Origin of the sequence: Nocardioides anomalus (assembly GCF_011046535.1) — a bacterium.
GTDB classification, from domain to species: Bacteria; Actinomycetota; Actinomycetes; order Propionibacteriales; family Nocardioidaceae; genus Nocardioides; species Nocardioides anomalus.
The window spans coordinates 2772892-2789857 of the sequence record NZ_CP049257.1; the positions used below are offsets into that span (position 1 = coordinate 2772892).

18 protein-coding genes are annotated in these 16966 nt (G+C 73.8%); 4 read left to right on the top strand and 14 right to left on the bottom strand.

Features of this window, described 5'->3' with window-relative positions:
• On the bottom strand, positions 1–1122 hold the full coding sequence (locus G5V58_RS13925) for a 5-methyltetrahydropteroyltriglutamate--homocysteine S-methyltransferase (RefSeq protein ID WP_165233758.1): 1122 nt from the start codon (positions 1120–1122) through the stop codon (positions 1–3).
• Between the two features lie 97 nt (positions 1123–1219).
• On the opposite strand from G5V58_RS13925, the gene G5V58_RS13930 reads away from it, so the two are divergent.
• Both G5V58_RS13930 and G5V58_RS13935 read left to right on the top strand, forming a co-directional pair.
• Positions 1220–1801, top strand: a complete 582-nt coding sequence (locus G5V58_RS13930) for a dienelactone hydrolase family protein (RefSeq protein ID WP_165233761.1) — start codon at positions 1220–1222, stop codon at positions 1799–1801.
• A gap of 59 nt (positions 1802–1860) precedes the next feature.
• A complete protein-coding gene (locus tag G5V58_RS13935; RefSeq protein WP_165233764.1) occupies positions 1861–2502 on the top strand; it encodes a VOC family protein in 642 nt (213 codons plus the stop codon).
• Here G5V58_RS13935 and G5V58_RS13940 read toward each other — a convergent pair.
• On the bottom strand, positions 2499–3446 hold the full coding sequence (locus tag G5V58_RS13940; protein WP_165239098.1) for a helix-turn-helix transcriptional regulator: 948 nt from the start codon (positions 3444–3446) through the stop codon (positions 2499–2501). The genes G5V58_RS13935 and G5V58_RS13940 overlap by 4 nt on opposite strands.
• Before the next feature lie 68 nt (positions 3447–3514).
• Between G5V58_RS13940 and G5V58_RS13945 the strand changes: the two genes are divergently transcribed.
• Together G5V58_RS13945 and G5V58_RS13950 are read left to right on the top strand one after the other, a co-directional pair.
• The gene (locus G5V58_RS13945) at positions 3515–4045 is read left to right on the top strand and encodes a mycothiol transferase (protein WP_165233767.1); all 531 of its coding nucleotides are present in this window, start codon (positions 3515–3517) and stop codon (positions 4043–4045) included.
• 118 nt (positions 4046–4163) lie between these two features.
• Positions 4164–6173 (top strand): ATP-binding protein, encoded by a 2010-nt coding sequence (locus G5V58_RS13950; RefSeq protein WP_165233770.1) that lies wholly within the window; start codon positions 4164–4166, stop codon positions 6171–6173.
• Between the two features lie 5 nt (positions 6174–6178).
• Here G5V58_RS13950 and G5V58_RS13955 read toward each other — a convergent pair whose 3' ends face one another.
• Genes G5V58_RS13955 through G5V58_RS14010 form a run of 12 tightly spaced genes read right to left on the bottom strand, consistent with a single transcriptional unit; the run spans position 6179 to position 16946 of the window.
• Positions 6179–6937 carry a DinB family protein gene (locus tag G5V58_RS13955; protein WP_165233772.1) on the bottom strand — a complete coding sequence of 253 codons (759 nt, stop codon included), beginning with the start codon at positions 6935–6937 and terminating at the stop codon, positions 6179–6181.
• A gap of 44 nt (positions 6938–6981) precedes the next feature.
• The gene (locus G5V58_RS13960) at positions 6982–7713 is read right to left on the bottom strand and encodes an SDR family NAD(P)-dependent oxidoreductase (RefSeq protein WP_165233774.1); all 732 of its coding nucleotides are present in this window, start codon (positions 7711–7713) and stop codon (positions 6982–6984) included.
• Positions 7710–8435: a TetR/AcrR family transcriptional regulator gene (locus G5V58_RS13965; RefSeq protein WP_165233776.1), complete on the bottom strand. Its 726-nt coding sequence runs from the start codon at positions 8433–8435 to the stop codon at positions 7710–7712. Before G5V58_RS13965 ends, G5V58_RS13960 begins: the two co-directional genes overlap by 4 nt.
• Positions 8432–9661, bottom strand: coding sequence for an acyl-CoA dehydrogenase family protein (locus G5V58_RS13970; RefSeq protein WP_165233778.1), 1230 nt, complete (start codon positions 9659–9661; stop codon positions 8432–8434). The genes G5V58_RS13965 and G5V58_RS13970 overlap by 4 nt, the downstream gene beginning before the upstream one ends.
• The gene (locus tag G5V58_RS13975; RefSeq protein WP_165233780.1) at positions 9658–11232 is read right to left on the bottom strand and encodes a class I adenylate-forming enzyme family protein; all 1575 of its coding nucleotides are present in this window, start codon (positions 11230–11232) and stop codon (positions 9658–9660) included. Before G5V58_RS13975 ends, G5V58_RS13970 begins: the two co-directional genes overlap by 4 nt.
• Positions 11229–12368, bottom strand: coding sequence for an acyl-CoA dehydrogenase family protein (locus G5V58_RS13980; RefSeq protein ID WP_165233782.1), 1140 nt, complete (start codon positions 12366–12368; stop codon positions 11229–11231). Before G5V58_RS13980 ends, G5V58_RS13975 begins: the two co-directional genes overlap by 4 nt.
• The gene (locus tag G5V58_RS13985) at positions 12365–13285 is read right to left on the bottom strand and encodes a hydroxymethylglutaryl-CoA lyase (RefSeq protein ID WP_230486624.1); all 921 of its coding nucleotides are present in this window, start codon (positions 13283–13285) and stop codon (positions 12365–12367) included. Before G5V58_RS13985 ends, G5V58_RS13980 begins: the two co-directional genes overlap by 4 nt.
• Positions 13282–13932: a nitroreductase family protein gene (locus G5V58_RS13990; protein ID WP_165233784.1), complete on the bottom strand. Its 651-nt coding sequence runs from the start codon at positions 13930–13932 to the stop codon at positions 13282–13284. The genes G5V58_RS13985 and G5V58_RS13990 overlap by 4 nt, the downstream gene beginning before the upstream one ends.
• Positions 13929–14231 (bottom strand): putative quinol monooxygenase, encoded by a 303-nt coding sequence (locus G5V58_RS13995; protein WP_165233786.1) that lies wholly within the window; start codon positions 14229–14231, stop codon positions 13929–13931. Before G5V58_RS13995 ends, G5V58_RS13990 begins: the two co-directional genes overlap by 4 nt.
• Complete coding sequence (locus G5V58_RS14000; RefSeq protein ID WP_165233788.1) at positions 14228–15019, bottom strand: SDR family oxidoreductase; 792 nt, start codon at positions 15017–15019, stop codon at positions 14228–14230. The genes G5V58_RS13995 and G5V58_RS14000 overlap by 4 nt, the downstream gene beginning before the upstream one ends.
• Positions 15016–15717: a crotonase/enoyl-CoA hydratase family protein gene (locus G5V58_RS14005; RefSeq protein WP_165233791.1), complete on the bottom strand. Its 702-nt coding sequence runs from the start codon at positions 15715–15717 to the stop codon at positions 15016–15018. The genes G5V58_RS14000 and G5V58_RS14005 overlap by 4 nt, the downstream gene beginning before the upstream one ends.
• A complete protein-coding gene (locus G5V58_RS14010) occupies positions 15714–16946 on the bottom strand; it encodes an ABC transporter permease (RefSeq protein WP_165233794.1) in 1233 nt (410 codons plus the stop codon). The genes G5V58_RS14005 and G5V58_RS14010 overlap by 4 nt, the downstream gene beginning before the upstream one ends.
• Positions 16947–16966: the final 20 nt, after the last annotated feature.

The following is a 16966-nucleotide window of genomic DNA, read 5'->3' on the forward strand; positions in this document are numbered from 1 at the left end:
CTACCCCCACACCTCTTCGGCGGTCTCGACGACGAGCCGCAGCTTGGCTTGCTCCTGCTCCACGGTCAGCTCGTTGCCCTCGACGGTCGAGGAGAACCCGCACTGCGGGCTCAGGCAGAGCTGCTCCAGTGGCACGTACTGCGACGCCTCGTCGATGCGCCGCTTGAGGTCGTCCTTGCTCTCCAGCTCACCGCTCTTGGTGGTGACCAGCCCGAGCACGACCTGCTTGCCCTCGGGCACGTAGCGCAGCGGCTCGAAGCCGCCGGAGCGCTCGTCGTCGTACTCCAGGAAGAAGCCGTCCACGTCGAGCTGGCTGAACAGCACCTCGGCCACGAAGTCGTAGCCACCCTCGGCCGCCCACGAGCTGCGGAAGTTGCCGCGGCACATGTGCGTGGTGACCCGCAGCCCCTCGGGGCGGTCCCGGATGGCGTCGTTGACGTTCTTGACGTACTGCTCGTGCAGGTGGTCCGGGTCGCCGCCCTGGCTGGCCACCAGCGCCCGCTGCTCGGGGTCGTTGAGGTAGGCCAAGCTGGTGTCGTCGAGCTGGAGGTAGGTGCAGCCGAGCTCGGCCACGCGCCTGACCTGCTCGGCGTACGCCGCGGTGAGGTCGGCCCAGAACGGCTCGAGCTCGGGGTAGACGCTCTCGTCGATCGCCGCCCGGCCGCCGCGGTAGTGGACCATGTTGGGGCTCGGGATGGTCAGCTTGGCGACCTGGTCCTCGCTCACCTGGCTCTGCAGGAACGAGAACGCGTCGCCGAAGATCGTGTGGCCCAGGCTCACCCTGTCGTGCACGCTCAGCGCGGCCGACTCGAAGTCGAGGTCGCCGCCGGAGTTGCGGAAGTGCACGGCCAGCTTCTCGTCGGTCGGGTCGACGCCCTCGAGCTGGTAGATGAAGTCCATGTGCCACGACGTGCGCCGGAACTCGCCGTCGGTGGCCGTGGTCAGCCCGGCGTCGCGCTGGAGGCGGACCGCGTCGGCGATCGCCGCGTCCTCGACCTCGCGCAGGCCGTCGGCGTCGAGCTCGCCGGCGCGGTGGCGCTCGCGGGCCTGGAGCAGCTCGGGTGGGCGGAGCAGGCTGCCCACGTGGTCGGCTCGGAACGGAGGGAGCGTCCTGGCGGCCATGGCTCGAACCTACCCGCGGTCCAGTTTCACCGGCCGGCCGGTGAAACTGGAGCAAAGCGGACGCAGGGCGTCCGGAACCGCGGCTAGCGTCTTGGCCATGGCAGACGTACTCCTCTTCCACCACATCCAGGGCCTCACCCCCGGCGTCGTCGCGTTCGCGGACAGGCTGCGGGCGGCGGGTCACACCGTGCACACCCCCGACCTGTACGACGGGCGCACGTTCGACTCGATCCAGGACGGCGCCGCGTTCTCGCAGGGCGAGGGCGGTCCCGACCTCGAGAAGCTGGCCGACGAGGTCGCCGCCGGGCTGCCCGAGGGGCTGGTCTACGCGGGGATCTCCTCGGGAGTCATGCAGGCGCAGCGGCTGGCCCAGACCCGCCCGGGCGCGAAGGGTGCGGTCCTCATGGAGGCCTGCCTGCCGATCAGCGGCGAGTGGGCGATCGGGCCGTGGCCGGCCGGCGTACCCGTCCAGGTGCACGGCATGGACGCCGACGAGTTCTTCGCCGGCGACGGCGACATCGACGCGGCCCGCGAGCTGGTCGCCTCGACCGACGACGGCGAGCTGTTCGTCTACGAGGGCGACCAGCACCTGTTCGAGGACTCCTCGCTCCCGTCGTACGACGCGGAGGCGGCGCAGCTGCTGGAGACCCGGGTGCTGGAGTTCCTCGGCCGGATCTAGGGCCTGTGGATCAAGTCGGCGTGGATGCCGACTTGATCCACAGGCCCTAGCGTGAGGCCATGACCTCGCGGCTGGCGGCGGTGACCTACGACGCCCTCGATCCCGAACGGCTCACGGCGTTCTGGGACGCGCTGGTCCCGTCGGCCGAGCACCAGGTGGCCCTGCGGTTCGTCGCGGGGACACCACCGGCGCCAGGCACGCGGACCCTCCACCTGCACCTGACCAGCGAGTCGGCCGAGCACCAGCGGGCCACGGTCGACCAGGCCCTGGCCCTCGGCGGCTCGCACCTCGATGTGGGCCAGCGGCCGGACGAGGGCCACGTGGTGCTGGCCGATCCGGAGGGGAACGCGTTCTGCGTGATCGAGCCCGGCAACTCCTACCTGGCCGGCACCGGCTTCCTCGGCGAGGTGGCCTGCGACGGGAGCCGCGCGGTCGGCGTGTTCTGGAGCGAGGCGCTGGGCTGGCCGCTGGTCTGGGACGAGGACGGCGAGACCGCCGTCCAGTCGCCGCACGGCGGCACGAAGGTCGCGTGGGGCGGCGGCCCGGAGACGGCCAAGCTCGGGCGCAACCCGCAGCGGTTCACCATCGGCGCCGACGAGGCCGAGGTCGAGCGGCTGCTCGGGCTCGGCGCCACCCGCCTGTCCGAGCACGAGCTGGCCGACCCCGACGGCAACGAGGTCGAGCTGGTCCCACCCAGCTAGTCCAGGGCCGCGTTCAGCCGCTCGGCCAGGTCCCGCACGGCGTCACGGATCTCCGGACCGCCGACCACGCGGTAAGGCACGGGGAACTCGGCGATCTCGGTGGCGTACCAGTGGCGGTTCTCGGTGGTCCCGAGCAGCCGGGTGTGCCCGTCGTCGACGGCCTCGAGCCGGCCGAGGCTGCGCGAGATCCAGCGGCGCACGTCCTCGAGCGGCGCGTCGAGGACCACCTCCACGGCGTACGGCCAGCCCTGGGACATCTGCTCCTCGAGCGCGGCCAGCGGGTCGAGGTCGGCGGGCGGCTCGAACCGCTCGGGCAGCACGTCGACGGAGGTGACCCGGTCGATGCGGTACATCCGGCGGGCGTCGGCCGGGTGCGACCAGCCGAGGACGTACCACCGGCCGTGCCGAACGACGACCGCCCACGGGTCGACCTGGAGGGTGCGCTCGCGGTGCGGGCCGAGCGCGTAGCCGATCCGGACCCGCTGCTGGTCGGCCGAGGCGCGGACCAGGGTCGCGGTGGTCTCGGGGTGCGGTGGGTCGGGGTCGGTGCGCCGGGCCGCGACCGAGCGCAGGGCCTCGAAGGGACGGGCGACGTTCTCGGGCAGGACGCGGACCATCTTGCCGACGGCGGTGGCCACCGGGTCGTCGCCGGAGGCCCGGCCGTGCGCCTCCATCACGGCCATGACCAGGCCGAGCGCCTCCTCCGCGCTGAACATCAGCGGCGGCAGGCGCAGGCCGCGGCCGACGCGGTAGCCGCCGTAGGGCCCGCGCACCGACTCCACCGGTACGCCGGCCTCGCGCAGGATCGCGACGTAGCGACGAGCCGCCCGTTCCGAGACCCCTAGCCGCTCCCCGAGCCGCTCGGCGCTGATGCCCGGGCTCCCCTGGAGGAGCTCGAGGGCGAGCAGGGCCCGCGACGTCGGACTGGTGTCGCCGGAGTCCATGGACACCCCTGCACGCTAGTCGACGTAGCGGAAGAAGAACGTCCGGAACCGCCCCTAGCGTCTCGTCCATGACCGCGACTCCGCTGCCCACCGCCGGCGACGAGGTGCAGACCCTGCTGGGCGTCCTCGACCGCAACCGGCGCACCTTCGCCTGGAAGTGCTTCGGCCCCGACTCCGGGGGGATGCACCGCGCCCACCCGCCGTCGACCGTGACCCTGGCCGGGCTGGTCAAGCACCTCTCGCTGATCGAGGACTTCTACTTCTCGCTCGGCCTCGGCGAGGTGATGCCGCAGCCGTGGCGCGACGTGGACTTCGACGCCGACCCCGACTGGGAGTGGCGCAGCGCCGCCGACGACTCGCCCGAGGAGCTCGAGGCGCTCTGGCGGGCCGCGGTCGAGCGCTCGCGGGCTGCGACCGCCGCGTTCCTGGCCGAGCACACCCTCGACGACCCGGTCGCCTGGACCCAGCACGACGAGGTCCCGAACGCCCGGCGCAGCGTGGTCGACATGATCGAGGAGTACGCGCGGCACACCGGTCACGCCGACCTGATCCGCGAGTCGGTCGACGGCCTGGTGGGTGAGGACGCGCCCCGGGAGTGAGGCTCGCATTCGCCTGCGGCGCGTGACGCCTGTGACCTAGGGTGACGGGCGGGAGCAAGACCGGCAGGACCGACGGAAGGCAGTGCGGGGGCGCCGCTGACTGAGCGAGGAGAACGGGGTGTCCACGCGACTGCGCGCGGCCGTCGTCGCCGCGCTCCTCGCCCTCATGGTCGGGTTCGGGATCATGGCGGTCACCGCCACGCCCGAGGGCGGCCGCGGCATCGGCATCTGGCCGGTCGCCCTGGCCACGGCCACCCTGATGCTCACCCGCCGGCCCCGCGCCCTCTGGTGGCTCCCGGCGCTCGCCGCGGTAGGCGTCGGCACCCTGTGGGCCTCGCGGCCCTTCGACGTCGCCCTCGGGCTCGGCCTCGGGCTGAGCGCGGAGGCCGGGGTGACCTGGTGGATCGCCAGCCAGGGCCGCCGTGAGCGCGCCGCGCTGCTGACCATCGTCGACCTGTCCCGCTTCCTGCTCGCCTGCACCGCGGGGGCGCTGACCATGGCTGTCGTCTCCGCCATCACCTCGGCGGTGACCGGGTGGGGCACGCCGTGGCTGCTCGCGCTCACCACCGGCACGTCGAGCCTGGCCGCCCAGGTCGCGCTGCTGCCGTTCTTCTGCCGCTTCCGGATCCAGCCGCCCATCGCCGGGCCGGTCGAGCGGGCCGCGCAGTGGACGGTGCTGCTCGCGGTCACGGTCGCGGTCATGGTGCCGACCGAGTTCCCCTCCCTGGCCCTGCTGATCGTGCCGGTGCTCGCGTGGGGCGCGCTGCGCAACGGCTCCTACGAGGCGATGGCCCAGATGGCGGTGGCCGTCGGGCTCGCGATGCCCATCACCACCGCCGGCCACGGCCCCTTCGCGCGACCGGACGAGAGGTTCGGCGTACCCGTCGACATGCAGGGCATCCTGCTGGCCACGTTCGCGGTCGTGTGCGCGCTGGTCGTGCTAACCCTGCGGATCACCGTGGGCGAGGCGCAGGCCCAGGCCCGCCAGGTGGCCGCCGAGCGCGACCGGCTGCGCAACGTCGTGGACGGCATCACCAGCACGGCGATCATCGGCGCCGACGTCGACGGGACGATCACGCTGTTCAACCCCGGCGCCGAGCGGCTGCTCGGGTACGACGCGACGGCGGCCCTGGGCCAGTCCACGCGGATGCTGCACTCCGAGGCGTCGGTGAGCGCCAAGGCGGCCGAGCTCGACCTGCCGGACGACTACTCCAGCGTCGCCGCGCACCTGATGGGGCTGGGGCCCACCCAGATGGGCTTCCGGCGCCACGACGGCGAGGAGCGGCAGCACCAGATGTCGCTCAACCGGGTCCGTGACGATCGGGGCGAGGCCATCGGCTACGTCAGCACCTCCGAGGACGTCACCGACCGGCTGCGCGCCGAGGCCGCGCTGGTGGAGGCCCTGGAGACCGAGCGCAAGGCCGTCGAGCAGCTGCGCGAGGTGGACCGGGTCAAGGACGCCTTCGTCTCCAGCGTCAGCCACGAGCTGCGCACGCCGATCACCTCGATCCTGGGCTACACCGAGCTGCTCGAGGAGGGCGCGCTCGGCCCGCTCACCCAGGCCCAGTCCGATGCCGTCGACCGGATCAGCCGCAACTCCAGCCGGCTGCTCTCGCTCATCTCCGAGCTGCTCACCCTCGGCAAGGTGCACGCCGCCGAGCTGCCCGCCCAGCACCAGCTCGTCGACCTCAACCACGTCGTCGCCGCCGCCCTCGCCGTCCTCTCCCCCACCGTGGCCCGCCGCGACGTCGAGCTGACCGTCGACCTGCCCGCCGGACCGGTCACGGTCCGAGGCGACCGCGACATGCTCGAGCGCGTGGTGCTCAACCTCAGCGACAACGCGCTCAAGTTCACCCCCGACGGCGGCTCGGTCCGCGTCTCGCTCACCGCCGAGGCGGACCGCGCCCTCCTCGAGGTCGCCGACACCGGCATCGGCGTGCCCGCCCACGAGCAGGAGCGGCTCTTCGACCGCTTCTTCCGCTCCTCGCTCGCCCAGCACCACGCCATCCCCGGCTCGGGGCTCGGCCTCTCGATCGCGAAGAAGATCGTCGAGCAGCACGGCGGTGCCCTCGAGGTCGAGTCCGAGGCCGGCACCGGCTCGACCTTCCGGGTCTGCCTCCCGCTCTAGTCGCTCTAGTCGCTCTCGTCGTCCCGGTCCCGGGCGTCCAGCACGTCGAGGTCGCGCTCGGCGTACGCGCGGTGCTCCCACTCCTCGTTGAGCACGACCAGCAGGCACTCGCGCACCGGCACGTCGTCGTACGCCGGCCAGCCGGGCGGCGGCATCGAGACCGTGCCGGCGAGCTGCTCCTCACCCAGCCCGTCCAGCACCCCGCGCACCAGCGCCTGCCGCTCGGCCCGCACCGCCAGCACCTCGTCCAGCGACGGCCGCGCCTCGCGGTCCCACGGCACGCCCTCCCACCCCGGCGCCTCGTCCCACGGCAGGTCCAGCGGGTGCCACGGCGACGGGTCCCCCAGCACCATCCGCGCCACCCACGCGTCGGTGGCGAAGCACAGGTGCCGCAGGGTCGAGACGAACGACCACTCGTCCCCCACCGGCTCGTGCAGGCGCGCCTCGTCGTATCCCCGCGCCCGCGCGACGGTCGCCGCCCAGCGCCCCTCCAGCACCTCCCACGCCGCCCGGAACCCCTCGCCCGTCTCCGGCCGCATCAGCGCCCGCTCCGGGTCGCGCCGGTCCAGCTCGGCCTCGACCAGCGGTCCGATGTCCACGCCGTTGACCACCACGTTGCGCAGCTCGCCGTGCACCTCCACGTCCCACACGTCGACCCCGCGCAGCCGCAGGCCCGTGACGCCGCCCCCGCGCAGGTCGCCCCCGCGCACCACGGTGTTGCGGAAGGTCCGGCCGGTGAGGTCGTGCTCGCGTCGCTCGAACATGGCCCCAGGCTAGGAGCGGTTGCGGACGGAAGGCTTCCGCCGGCTCAGGCCCGGTAGCCGCCGCTCAGGCTGCGCGAGACCGGGATGGCGGTGATGGAGGCGTGCCGGCTCAGCCGCACGAGCATGTCCACGACCGTCACCACGTCGCCGACGCGGATCATCGTCTCCGCCGCCACGCCCTCCAGGCCCGCGGTCATGTCGGTGTCGACGTAGCCCGGCAGGATCGCCGACGCGGTGACGCCGGAGGCCGCCTCGTCGAGGTTGAGCGTCTCGACGAAGGAGGTGAGCGCCGCCTTGCTGGCGGCGTAGGCCGCCAGGCCGGGCTCGGCGTAGCGGCCGGTCAGCGAGGAGACGGCCACCACGCGGGCGCCGTGCTCGGGGTCGGCGGCGGCGCCCCGGCGCAGCAGCGGGAGGGCGGCCGCGGTGAGCACGAACTGCGACGTGAGGTTGACGGTCAGGGTGCGCTCGAAGCGACGCAGCGGGAAGGTGTCCACCGCACCCTTGGCCGCCATGCCGGCGTTGAGGACCAGCACGCTCATCGCCCCGAACGCGCGCTCGTGGGCCTCGGCGAGGGGCGGCAGCGAGTCGAGGTCGGTGAGGTCGCTGGCGCGGTGGGCGACCCGCGGCGCCCCGGCCGCGCGCAGCTCGGCGGCCAGCTCGACCAGGTCCTCGTCGCGGCGGGAGGACACGGTCAGCCCGAAGCCCGAAGCCGCCAGGCTCAGGGCCACGGCGCGGCCGATGCCCCGCGAGGCACCGGTGATCAGCGCGGTCCTCATCCGTCGGCCCCCTCGGACGGTCCCCTCAGCCCGAGCAGCCCGACGAGCCCCGCGGCCAGCACGTCGACGTGGTCGTCGAGAGCGGTCTCGCGGTGGAGCACGAAGTGCTCGTAGCAGTAGCGCTCGACCAGGGTGGCCAGCAGGTCGGCGAGCCGCGAGGCGGGCAGGTCGGCGCGCACGCGTCCGGCGGCCACCCCGGTGACGACGCACGCCTCGAGCCGGCCGCGGTAGACGCGGCTGTAGTCCTGGTAAAGCGACCGCAGCCGGGGCGAGACGAGCGTGCCGGTCTCCCAGAGCTCGAGCAGCTCCGCGTGCGCGACGTACAGCCCGAGGAACCGGTCGAGGAAGCCCCGCAGCCCGGGCTCACCGGCCAGGCTGTCCCAGCGGTCCAGCCCGCTGGCCAGCGAGGCGCGCACGAAGTCGACCAGCACGAGGGCGGTCACGTCGTGGACGTCCTCGAAGTACTGGTAGAAGGTGCCGAGGCTGACCTCGGAGCGCGAGGCGATGTCGGCGACCGTGGTGCGGGTGTAGCCCTGCTCTCGGAACAGCGCCCGGGCGCTGTCGGCCAGGCGGCGCCGGGTCGCCTCGGCCTGCGGTCCGAGCTTCTGCGAGCGGCCCACGCGGCGCGCGCCCGTGTGGATGGACTCCACCGAGCGGCGCAGCCGGTCCTCGAGCTCGTCGACCGCGGCGGTGTCGAGCGCGGTCGCCCGGGCCGCGCTCACCCGCGTGCCGCCGGGCGCGGCTCGCGGGGCAGCCCGAGCGCGCGCTCGGCGATGATGTTGCGCTGGATCTCGTCGGTGCCGCCGGCGATGCGGGTCGCGTGCAGGCCGAGCAGCACCCGCGACCAGGCGAACGTGCCCCAGGCGCCGGTGTCGGTGACCAGGGACGGGCCGATGAGGTCGAGCGCGGTCTGGGCCAGCCGGCGGTTCGCATCGGTGGCGAACAGCTTCACCAGGCTGGGTCCGACCCCGGCGACCGGCCCACCCCCCGCGGCGAGGCTCTGCGGCAGCAGCTCGGTGATCGCCTCGCGGATGTAGGCGTCGGCCAGCCGGTCGCGCACGGTCGCGTCGGTGTCTGCCCCGACCTCGTGGGCCAGGAGCACCAGCCGGTCGAAGAGGCGCACGAACAGGTCGGCGCTCTCGTCGCCGAAGTTGTCGCGCTCGCTGCTCAGGCTGACGTTGGCCACCGCCCAGCCGGCGCCGACCTCGCCCAGCACCGCCGAGTCGGGCAGGAAGACGTCGTCGAGGAAGACCTCGCAGAAGTGCGCCGTGCCCGTCATCTGCCGCAGGGGCCGGACGACGACCCCGGGCGCCGCCATGTCCAGCACGAACATGGTGAGCCCCCGGCTGCGGCTCTCCGGATCGGGGTCGGTGCGTGCGAGCAGCTCCCCGACCTGCGACAGGTGCGCACCGGAGGACCACACCTTCTGACCGTTGACGACCCAGCCGTCGTCGACCTTCTCCGCGCGGGTGCGCAGCGACGCCAGGTCACTGCCCGCACCGGGCTCGGAGAAGAGCTGGCAGCCGACGAGGTCGCCGCTCCACAGGGCCGGCAGGAGCCTGGCGCGCTGCTCGTCGGTCCCGTGCGCGAGCACCGCGGGGGCCAGGATCTCCTGGCCGACGAGCAGCCCGTTGACGTCCGGCACCTCGTAGCGGCTCGCGACCTGGGCGAAGGCGCGACGCTCGGCCGGGCCGAGGCCGGCCCCGCCGTACTCCCGAGGCCCGCCGAGCCAGGCCAGACCGGCGTCGAAGAGCTCGCGCTGGTGGGCCCGTGCCCGCCGCAGGTCCTCGACCTCGTCGTGGCTCTCCCGGAAGGCCGCGCCGACCAGGGAGTCGTCACCCCAGCCGTGCTCGAGCGTCCGCGGCCGCGGCGGGTAGCGCTCGGCCAGGAAGGCCTCGACGCGGGCCGCGAAGGCGTCGGCGCGCTGGGCCTCGTCGGTGCTGGTCACTCGTCCTCCTGCTCGGCCAGCCGGGCCGCCACGAGCGGCCCGATCGCGAACTTCTGCAGCTTGCCGTTGGCGTTGCGCGGCAGCTCGGTCATGGCCAGGAACCGCACCGGCACCTTGTACGCCGCCAGCCGCTCACGGCAGTGCGCCGCGAGCGAGGCCTCGTCGAGGACCTGGCCGTCGGCGAGCTCGACCGCCGCGACCACGACCTCGCCCCAGTACTCGTCCGGCTGCCCGACGACGGCGACCGACGCGACCGACGGGTGCTCCAGCAGCACGGTCTCGATCTCGACCGGGTAGACGTTCTCGCCGCCGCGGATGACCATGTCGGACTTGCGGCCGGTCAGGAAGAGGTAGCCGTCGTCGTCCATCCAGGCCAGGTCGCCGCAGCGGATCCACCCGTCGACGACCGCCTGCGCGGTGCGTTCGGGGTCGTCGAGGTAGCCGCTCATGATGGTGTTCGAGCGGGTCACGATCTCACCGACCTGGCCGCGCGGCACCTCGCGCAGCTGGTCGTCGCAGAGCTTGAGCTCCACGCCGTACACCGGCCGTCCGATCGACCCGAGCAGGTGCTCCTCGCCGGCCAGCGCCCGCAGGTGGTCGCGCGGGGTGAACATCGCCTGCCCGGCCGCCTCGGTGCCGGCGCCGAAGGTGTTGATGAAGTCGCAGTCGAAGACCTCGAGAGCCTCGCGCAACAGCGCGATGCCGATCGGCGCCCCGCCGTAGGCGATCGAGAGGAGGTTCGGGTAGGCCTGGTCGCGCACCCCGGGCACGTCCAGGACCGCGCGGAGCATGGTGGGCATCAGCAGCGCGCCGGTCAGCTCGCCGCGCCGGATCCAGTCGAGCAGCACGGCCGGGTCGAACTGGTCGAGGATCAGGGAGGCGAAGCCGCGCGCGAAGCCGTAGTAGACGCACCCCATGCCGGCGGCGTGGAACATCGGCGACGCCGAGTAGCGCAGCTCGTCGACGCGGTAGCCGAAGTCGACGAGCGAGACGTTGGTCGAGACGCCGATCATCCGCATCGACTGCATGACGCCCTTGGGGCTGCCGGTCGTGCCGCTGGTGAACATGATCGAGACGACGTCCTCGTCCTCTGTGGGCACGTCGACGTCGCTGTCGTCCTCCTGCGCCTCGATCAGGTCGGCGACGAGCGGCCAGCCCTCGACGGGGTCGAAGGACGCCCGGAACCGCAGCTCGGGGCACACGCTCTCGACGACCGCGGTGTAGTCCGCGTAGCGCGCCATGGTGACGAGCCCCTGGAGGTTCGCCGCCCGCGCAAAGGTGCCGATCTCCTGCGGAGCCAGCCGGTAGTTGAAGGGCACGTAGGTCGCGCCGACCTTCATCGACGCCATCAGTAGCACCATGTAGTCCACCGAGTCCGTGGCCAGGATGCCGATCCGGTCGTGCCGGCCGATCCCCTGCTCGGTCAGCGCCCGCGCCATCCTGTTGATGCGCCCGGCCACTTCGCCGAAGGTGTGCGTCCGCTCGGCCGTCACCAGGCACGGCCGGTCGGGGAAGGTGCGGGCGTGCAGGCTGACCCAGTTGGCCGGCTTGGCCGACGACAGGTTGCTCACCGTGCTGTCTCCTGCGTGCCCGGGGCGAGCAGGGACTGCGCGATCTGCTCGCGGTGCTGACGCGGCCCGCCGAGCAGGACCTCGCTGGTCACCGCCCGCTTGTAGTACAGGTGCGCCGGGTGCTCCCAGGTGAACCCGATCCCGCCGTGGACGTGGATGGTGGTCTCGGCCGCCGCGGAGTAGACCTCGGAGCAGAACGCCTTGGCGACGCTGGCGGCGCGTGCGAAGCCCGGTGTGCCGTACGCCGCGCCGGCGTGGGCCAGCGCCGCGCGGGCCGCCTCCACCGCGACGAGCGCGTCGGAGAGCTGGTGCTTGATCGCCTGGAAGGCCCCGATGGGGCGACCGAACTGCTCGCGGACCTGGGCGTACTCGCTCGCCATCCGGACCACCCGCTGGGCCCCACCGACCTGCTCGGCGGCCAGGGCCACGCAGGCGTACGACGTCATCGTGGCCACCGCCTCCTCGGCGGCCGCGCCCGTGGCCAGCAGGTGGCCGAGCGCCCCGTCGAAGCGGACCCGGGCCTGGCGCCGGGTGAGGTCGACGGTGCGCATCGGCTCGACGCCGACCCCTGCCCCCGGCTCCACCGCCAGCACCGCCGGCTGGCCGTCCGGGAGCCGGCCGAGGACCAGGAAGGTGTCGGCCACCTCGGCGGCCAGCACGAAGAGCTTCTCGCCGGTCACCCGGCGCTCCGGCCCCGCGCCCTCCACGCGCGTGCCGAACGTGTCGGCGTGCCACCGGGTCGGCTGCTCGGCCACCGCGACGGTGGCGACCCGGGCGCCCGTGGCGACGCCGTCGAGCTCGGCCCGCACGTCGGCGGAGTCCGGCAGCGCCAGCAGCAGGGGCGCGGCGAGCGCGACCGAGGCGAAGAACGGGCCGCCGACGAGCGCACTGCCCATCTCCTCCAGCACCACGAGCAGGTCGGCGTAGTCGAAGCCGCTGCCGCCGAGCTCCTCGGGGACCGCGACTCCGTGCAGGCCGAGCTCGTCGGCCATCGCGCGCCAGAGTCCGCGCGGGTGACCGTCGGCCAGCTCCAGCGAGGCGCGCAGCTCGGTCTCGGGCCACCGCTCGCGGAAGAAGACGCGCAACGTGCCCCGCAGCGCCTGCTGCTCCTCGGTGGGCGGGAGGTACGTCGTCACGCGGCACCCCCGTCGGCCTTGAGCAGCGAGCTGGTCAGCTCGTGCCCGACCGCGTCACGCGCGACGCCGGCCGCGTGCAGGACCGCCCGGAGGTCGAGCCCGGTCGCGACCCCGATCCCGTCGAGCAGGTAGACCAGCTCCTCGGTGGCCACGTTCCCGCTCGCCCCCGGAGCGAAGGGGCACCCGCCGAGGCCGCCGACGGAGGCGTCCAGCGACGTCACGCCCGCGGTGACCGCCGCCAGCGCGTTCGCGGCGCCCATCCCCCGGGTGTCGTGCAGGTGGATGCCGACGTCGAGACCGGGTGCGTGCTCGCGGGTGGCGCGGACCAGCTCGACCAGGCGCAGGGGCGTGGTGGTGCCGATGGTGTCGGCGAGGCACAGGGCGTCGGCGCCCGCGGCGACGACCGCCTCGGCGATGCCCAGCACCCGCTCCGGGGGCGTCGGCCCCTCGAACGGGCAGTCCCAGGCGATGGCGATGACCGCCTCCAGCCGGCCGCCGGCCGCGTGCACGGTCTCGGCGAGCTCGGCGGTCAGGGCCACCGACTCCTCCGTGCCGCGCCCGACGTTCGCCCGGCTGTGGGTGTCGCTGGCGGAGACGACGTACTCCACGTCGGTGAGGCCGGCGGCGAGGGCACGGTCGACGCCGGTGCGGCTGGCGACGAGGGCCGAGAAGAGGACGTCGTCGAACCGCTCCAGGGCCGCCGCGGCCACCCGCTCGGCGTCGGCCAGCGCCGGCACGGCCCGCGCGGACACGAAGCTGGTGAGCTCCACGCGCGGCACCCCGGTGGCGACGACCGCCTCGAGCAGTCGCAGCTTGGCCTCGGTGGGCACCGGCGCCTCGATCTGCAGGCCGTCGCGCAGGCCCACCTCCCGGACCGACACGCGCTCGGGCAGCGCGCCGTCGAACGGGCCGCTCACGACCCCTCCTGCCAGCGCTCGAGGTGGACCACGTCGTCCAGCGGCAGCCGACGCGCCGGACCGAAGGCCCGGTCGGGCCACCCGACCGGGATCATCGTCCCGATCTGGACGTTCTCGGGCAGGCCGAGGACCTCGCGCACGCTCTGCTCGTTGCGCACCTGCATCATCGTCAGCGTCGCGCCCAGGCCGAGGGCCCGGGCCGCCACCAGGATGTTCTGGCTGGCCGTGTTGACCACCGACCAGAGGTAGCGCGGGTCGGGGCCGCGCTCGGGGTAGGCGTGCTCAGCGCACACGAAGATCAGCACCGGCGCCTGGGCCACGTTCGCGACGAGGTGGCGGGCCTCGGCGCGGATGTGCGCGTCGTGCTCGTCGGCCGGCTCCCCCAGCGCGTCGATCCACGACAAGAACTCCTCCATCGTGCCGCCGATCGCGGCCCGCTGCTCCGCCTCGCGCACCACGACGAAGCGCCACAGCTGGGTGTTGTTCGGACTGGCCGCCCGCGTCCCGGCCCACACCAGCGCGCGCACCAGCTCGTCCGGCACCGGGTCCGGCCGGAGCCGTCGCATCGCGCGGGCCTGGCCCATCATCCGCAGCGTCTCGCTCAGCGCGACGCCGTCCGGGAAGTCCAGCACGTCGGCCCCCGTCACCGCAGCACCGTGCGTCCCGAGGCGTCGTACTTCGCGACCGCGACCTCGAGCACCTCGAGGTCGCGCAGTGCGCGTCCCCAGGTGCGGTAGTGCTCGGCCCGGACGTGCTCCTCCAGCGCGGCGTCGTCGGCGAACTCCTCGAAGATGAGGAACCGGCCGGGCTCGCAGACGTCCTCGGCGAAGGAGTACGCCGCGCAGCCCGGCTCGCGCAGGGTCTCCTCGACCAGCACTCGGCTCACGTCCCGGAAGGCCTCCAGGGAGTCCTGCCCGATCCGCATCGAGCCGCTGACCACGATCACGCTGTCCTCCTGGGGTCGTCCACGAACGGTGAGGCGATGGCGCCGACCCGGACACCCGAGAGCAGGCCGTGGTCGGTGGGCACGACCGCGCCCGAGAGTGCACCGGCGTCGGGGCCGCCGAGGAACGTCAGCGCCGCCGCCTGCTCCTCCACGGTGCTGAGGCGCCCGAACGGCAGCGGGAAGCCGGACACGAAGCCCGGTCCCGAGGCTGCGGGCGCCTGGTCGACCATGGGGGTGTCGACCAGCCCGGGACAGGTCGCGTTGACCCGGATCCGGCGCGGGGCGAGGCCGGCCGCGCGGAGCAGGGTCTCGACGACCACGCACTGCTTGCTGAAGGGGTAGGCACTGGGCTCCAGCAGGTCGGCGTGCGTCGCGCACCACGCCGGCAGCCCGGCGTCGTCGACCTCGGCCAGGAACTCGGTGACCAGGTCGTAGTGGTGCTCCCACGCCCAGCCGCCGACGGAGGCCACGTGCGTGACCGAGCCGCCGTCGGGCATCCGCTCCAGGACTCGCTCGGTGACGCGCCGCAGGCCGAGCACGTTGACCGCCAGCGTGGTCTCGGGTCCGCTCGCCCCGGTGACGCCGGCGCAGCTGAAGAGGGCGTCGACGCGCTCCACGCCGCGCAGCGCGTCCTCGACCGACCGGTCGTCGCGCACGTCGCAGCCCCAGGCTCGGTCCAGCCCGACGACGGTGGCCCCGAGCGCCTCGAGGCGGCGCGCCGTGGCCGCTCCGATGCCCGACGCCGCGCCCGTCACCACGGCGACCGCACCGTCGTACGTCGCGGTCACGGTTGCCGGTCCGGGGCGAGCAGCGACTGGCGCAGCAGCGTGTCCACGGTGGGCGCGTGCGCGAGCCGGCGGGTGGTGGCCAGGGCGGGTCCGACGAGGGCCGCGAGGTCGGCCGCCGCCGCCTCGGCCGCGGCGACCGGGTCGTCGGCGACGACGTCGAGGAACCCCGCGTCGACGGCGGCGCCGGGCGCCAGCGCCTCGCCCAGGACGGTGGCACGGACGAAGGCGCGCGGGTCGAGCCGGGCCCGCGCCAGCGTGAGCGCGAAGTCCGGCAGGACCATGCCGAGGCGGACCTCGGTGAAGCCGACGAGGTGGTCCCCCGTCGTCCCCACTCGGTGGTCGGCGCACAGCAGCAGCAGGACGCCCGCGGCCACGGCGTGGCCGGTACAGGCGACGACGACCGGGACCGGTGCCGTCAGCAGGTCCAGGCAGAGCAGCTCGGTCTCCACCAGCAGGTGCCGGAAGTCCTCGTCGTCGTCCGCCTCGACCAGCGCGAGCTCGAAGCCCGCGCTGAGCACGCCCGGACGGCCGGCCAGCACCAGAGGGAGCTCGTGCTCGGTCGCCGTGGTGAGCGCGGCGCGCAGACCGTGGACGTGCTCGAGCCCGAGCGCGTTGACCTTCCCGTCGTCGAGCGTGGCGACGACCGCGCTCGCGGTGGTGCGGACCGTGACGACGGCGACGTCGGTGCCCGTCGTCATCGACCGGGCCGGCGCTGCAGGATCGTGCTCAGCGCGACGGTGACGATGAGGACGGCGCCGTTGATGACCTGGGTCCACGTGTAGGGCACGCCGCCGACGACGAGCCCGTCGGTGACGTAGACGAGGGCGAGGCTGCCCGCGACGGTGCCCCAGATGTGGAAGCGGCCCCGGCTGATGATGACCGTGGAGAGGAAGGCGCCGGCGTACGCCGGGAGGAGCAGCGGGTCCGCGACGCCCGGCGCCGCGCTGCCCTGGGTCGAGGCGATGAGGCAGCCGGCCACGGCGGCGATGGCTCCGGAGAACACGAACAGGCACAGCCACACCCGGTCGGTGCGGATGCCGGCGAAGGAGGCGGCCTTCGGGCTGCCGCCGACGGCGTACACCGCCTGACCGAGCGAGGTGTACTTCATGACGGTCCACGCCACGACGGCCAGGGCGACGACGAAGACGATCATCCAGTCCATCTCGCGGGGCACGCCGAGCGCCCAGCCGCCCAGGACCAGCAGGGCGGTCACGACCACGAGGCCGATGGTGCGTGCAGGGCGCAGCCGGTCCGGTCCCGGGAAGCGCTGGTCGAGCGAGATGAGCGCGGACAGCACGACCGCGGCCACCACGACCAGGCCGACGACCAGGGGCACCTTGTTCTGGAAGTCGCCGATCGAGCCTGCGCCCGAGAACCAGTCCGGGAGCGGCCCGCTGTCGGGCGTGGGGCCGACGACGGTGCCGGCGGAGTAGGCGACGCCGAGGCCGGCGACCAGCCCGCTGGTGCCGAGGGTGGCGATAAACGCGCTGACCCGCAGCCGGGTGACCAGCAGGCCGTTGACCAGGCCGGCCAGGGCGCCGGCGACCACCGCGGCGAGCAGCGCCAGCGGCATCGACCACCCGTTGTTGACGAAGAGGCCGACGCTCATGAAGCAGGCGCCGGTCGCCACCGCCGCGACGCTGAAGTCGAACTGGTGACCGCTCAGGCAGACCGCGACGGCCACGGCCAGGACCAGCTGGGGCGCGCTGCGGCTGGCGTCGAAGGAGAGCCGGGTGACGTCGTAGAACTCGGTGCCCAGCCAGACGGCGAAGACCACGAAGACCACGCCGAAGGCCACGACGGTGGCCACCGACGAGACCATCTCCAGCGTCGGTCCGCGCCGAGCCGGCGCTGCGGCGTCGGGCTCGGTCGCGGGCGGGGGTGGGTCCTGCACGGTCATCGCGTCGGTCACCTCGTCGGTGTTCATCGGTCTCCTCGGGTGCAGGT

Bases quoted from the DNA above. Each gene is read 5' to 3' on its own strand.
- G5V58_RS13955 (WP_165233772.1), bottom strand. From the start codon at position 6,937: ATGTTCGAGCGACGCGAGCACGACCTCACCGGCCGGACCTTCCGCAAC.
- G5V58_RS14005 (WP_165233791.1), bottom strand. From the start codon at position 15,717: ATGACGACGGGCACCGACGTCGCCGTCGTCACGGTCCGCACCACCGCG.
- G5V58_RS13925 (WP_165233758.1), bottom strand. From the start codon at position 1,122: ATGGCCGCCAGGACGCTCCCTCCGTTCCGAGCCGACCACGTGGGCAGC.
- G5V58_RS13945 (WP_165233767.1), top strand. From the start codon at position 3,515: ATGACCGCGACTCCGCTGCCCACCGCCGGCGACGAGGTGCAGACCCTG.
- G5V58_RS14010 (WP_165233794.1), bottom strand. From the start codon at position 16,946: ATGAACACCGACGAGGTGACCGACGCGATGACCGTGCAGGACCCACCC.
- G5V58_RS13935 (WP_165233764.1), top strand. From the start codon at position 1,861: ATGACCTCGCGGCTGGCGGCGGTGACCTACGACGCCCTCGATCCCGAA.
- G5V58_RS13960 (WP_165233774.1), bottom strand. From the start codon at position 7,713: ATGAGGACCGCGCTGATCACCGGTGCCTCGCGGGGCATCGGCCGCGCC.
- G5V58_RS13940 (WP_165239098.1), bottom strand. From the start codon at position 3,446: ATGGACTCCGGCGACACCAGTCCGACGTCGCGGGCCCTGCTCGCCCTC.
- G5V58_RS13930 (WP_165233761.1), top strand. From the start codon at position 1,220: ATGGCAGACGTACTCCTCTTCCACCACATCCAGGGCCTCACCCCCGGC.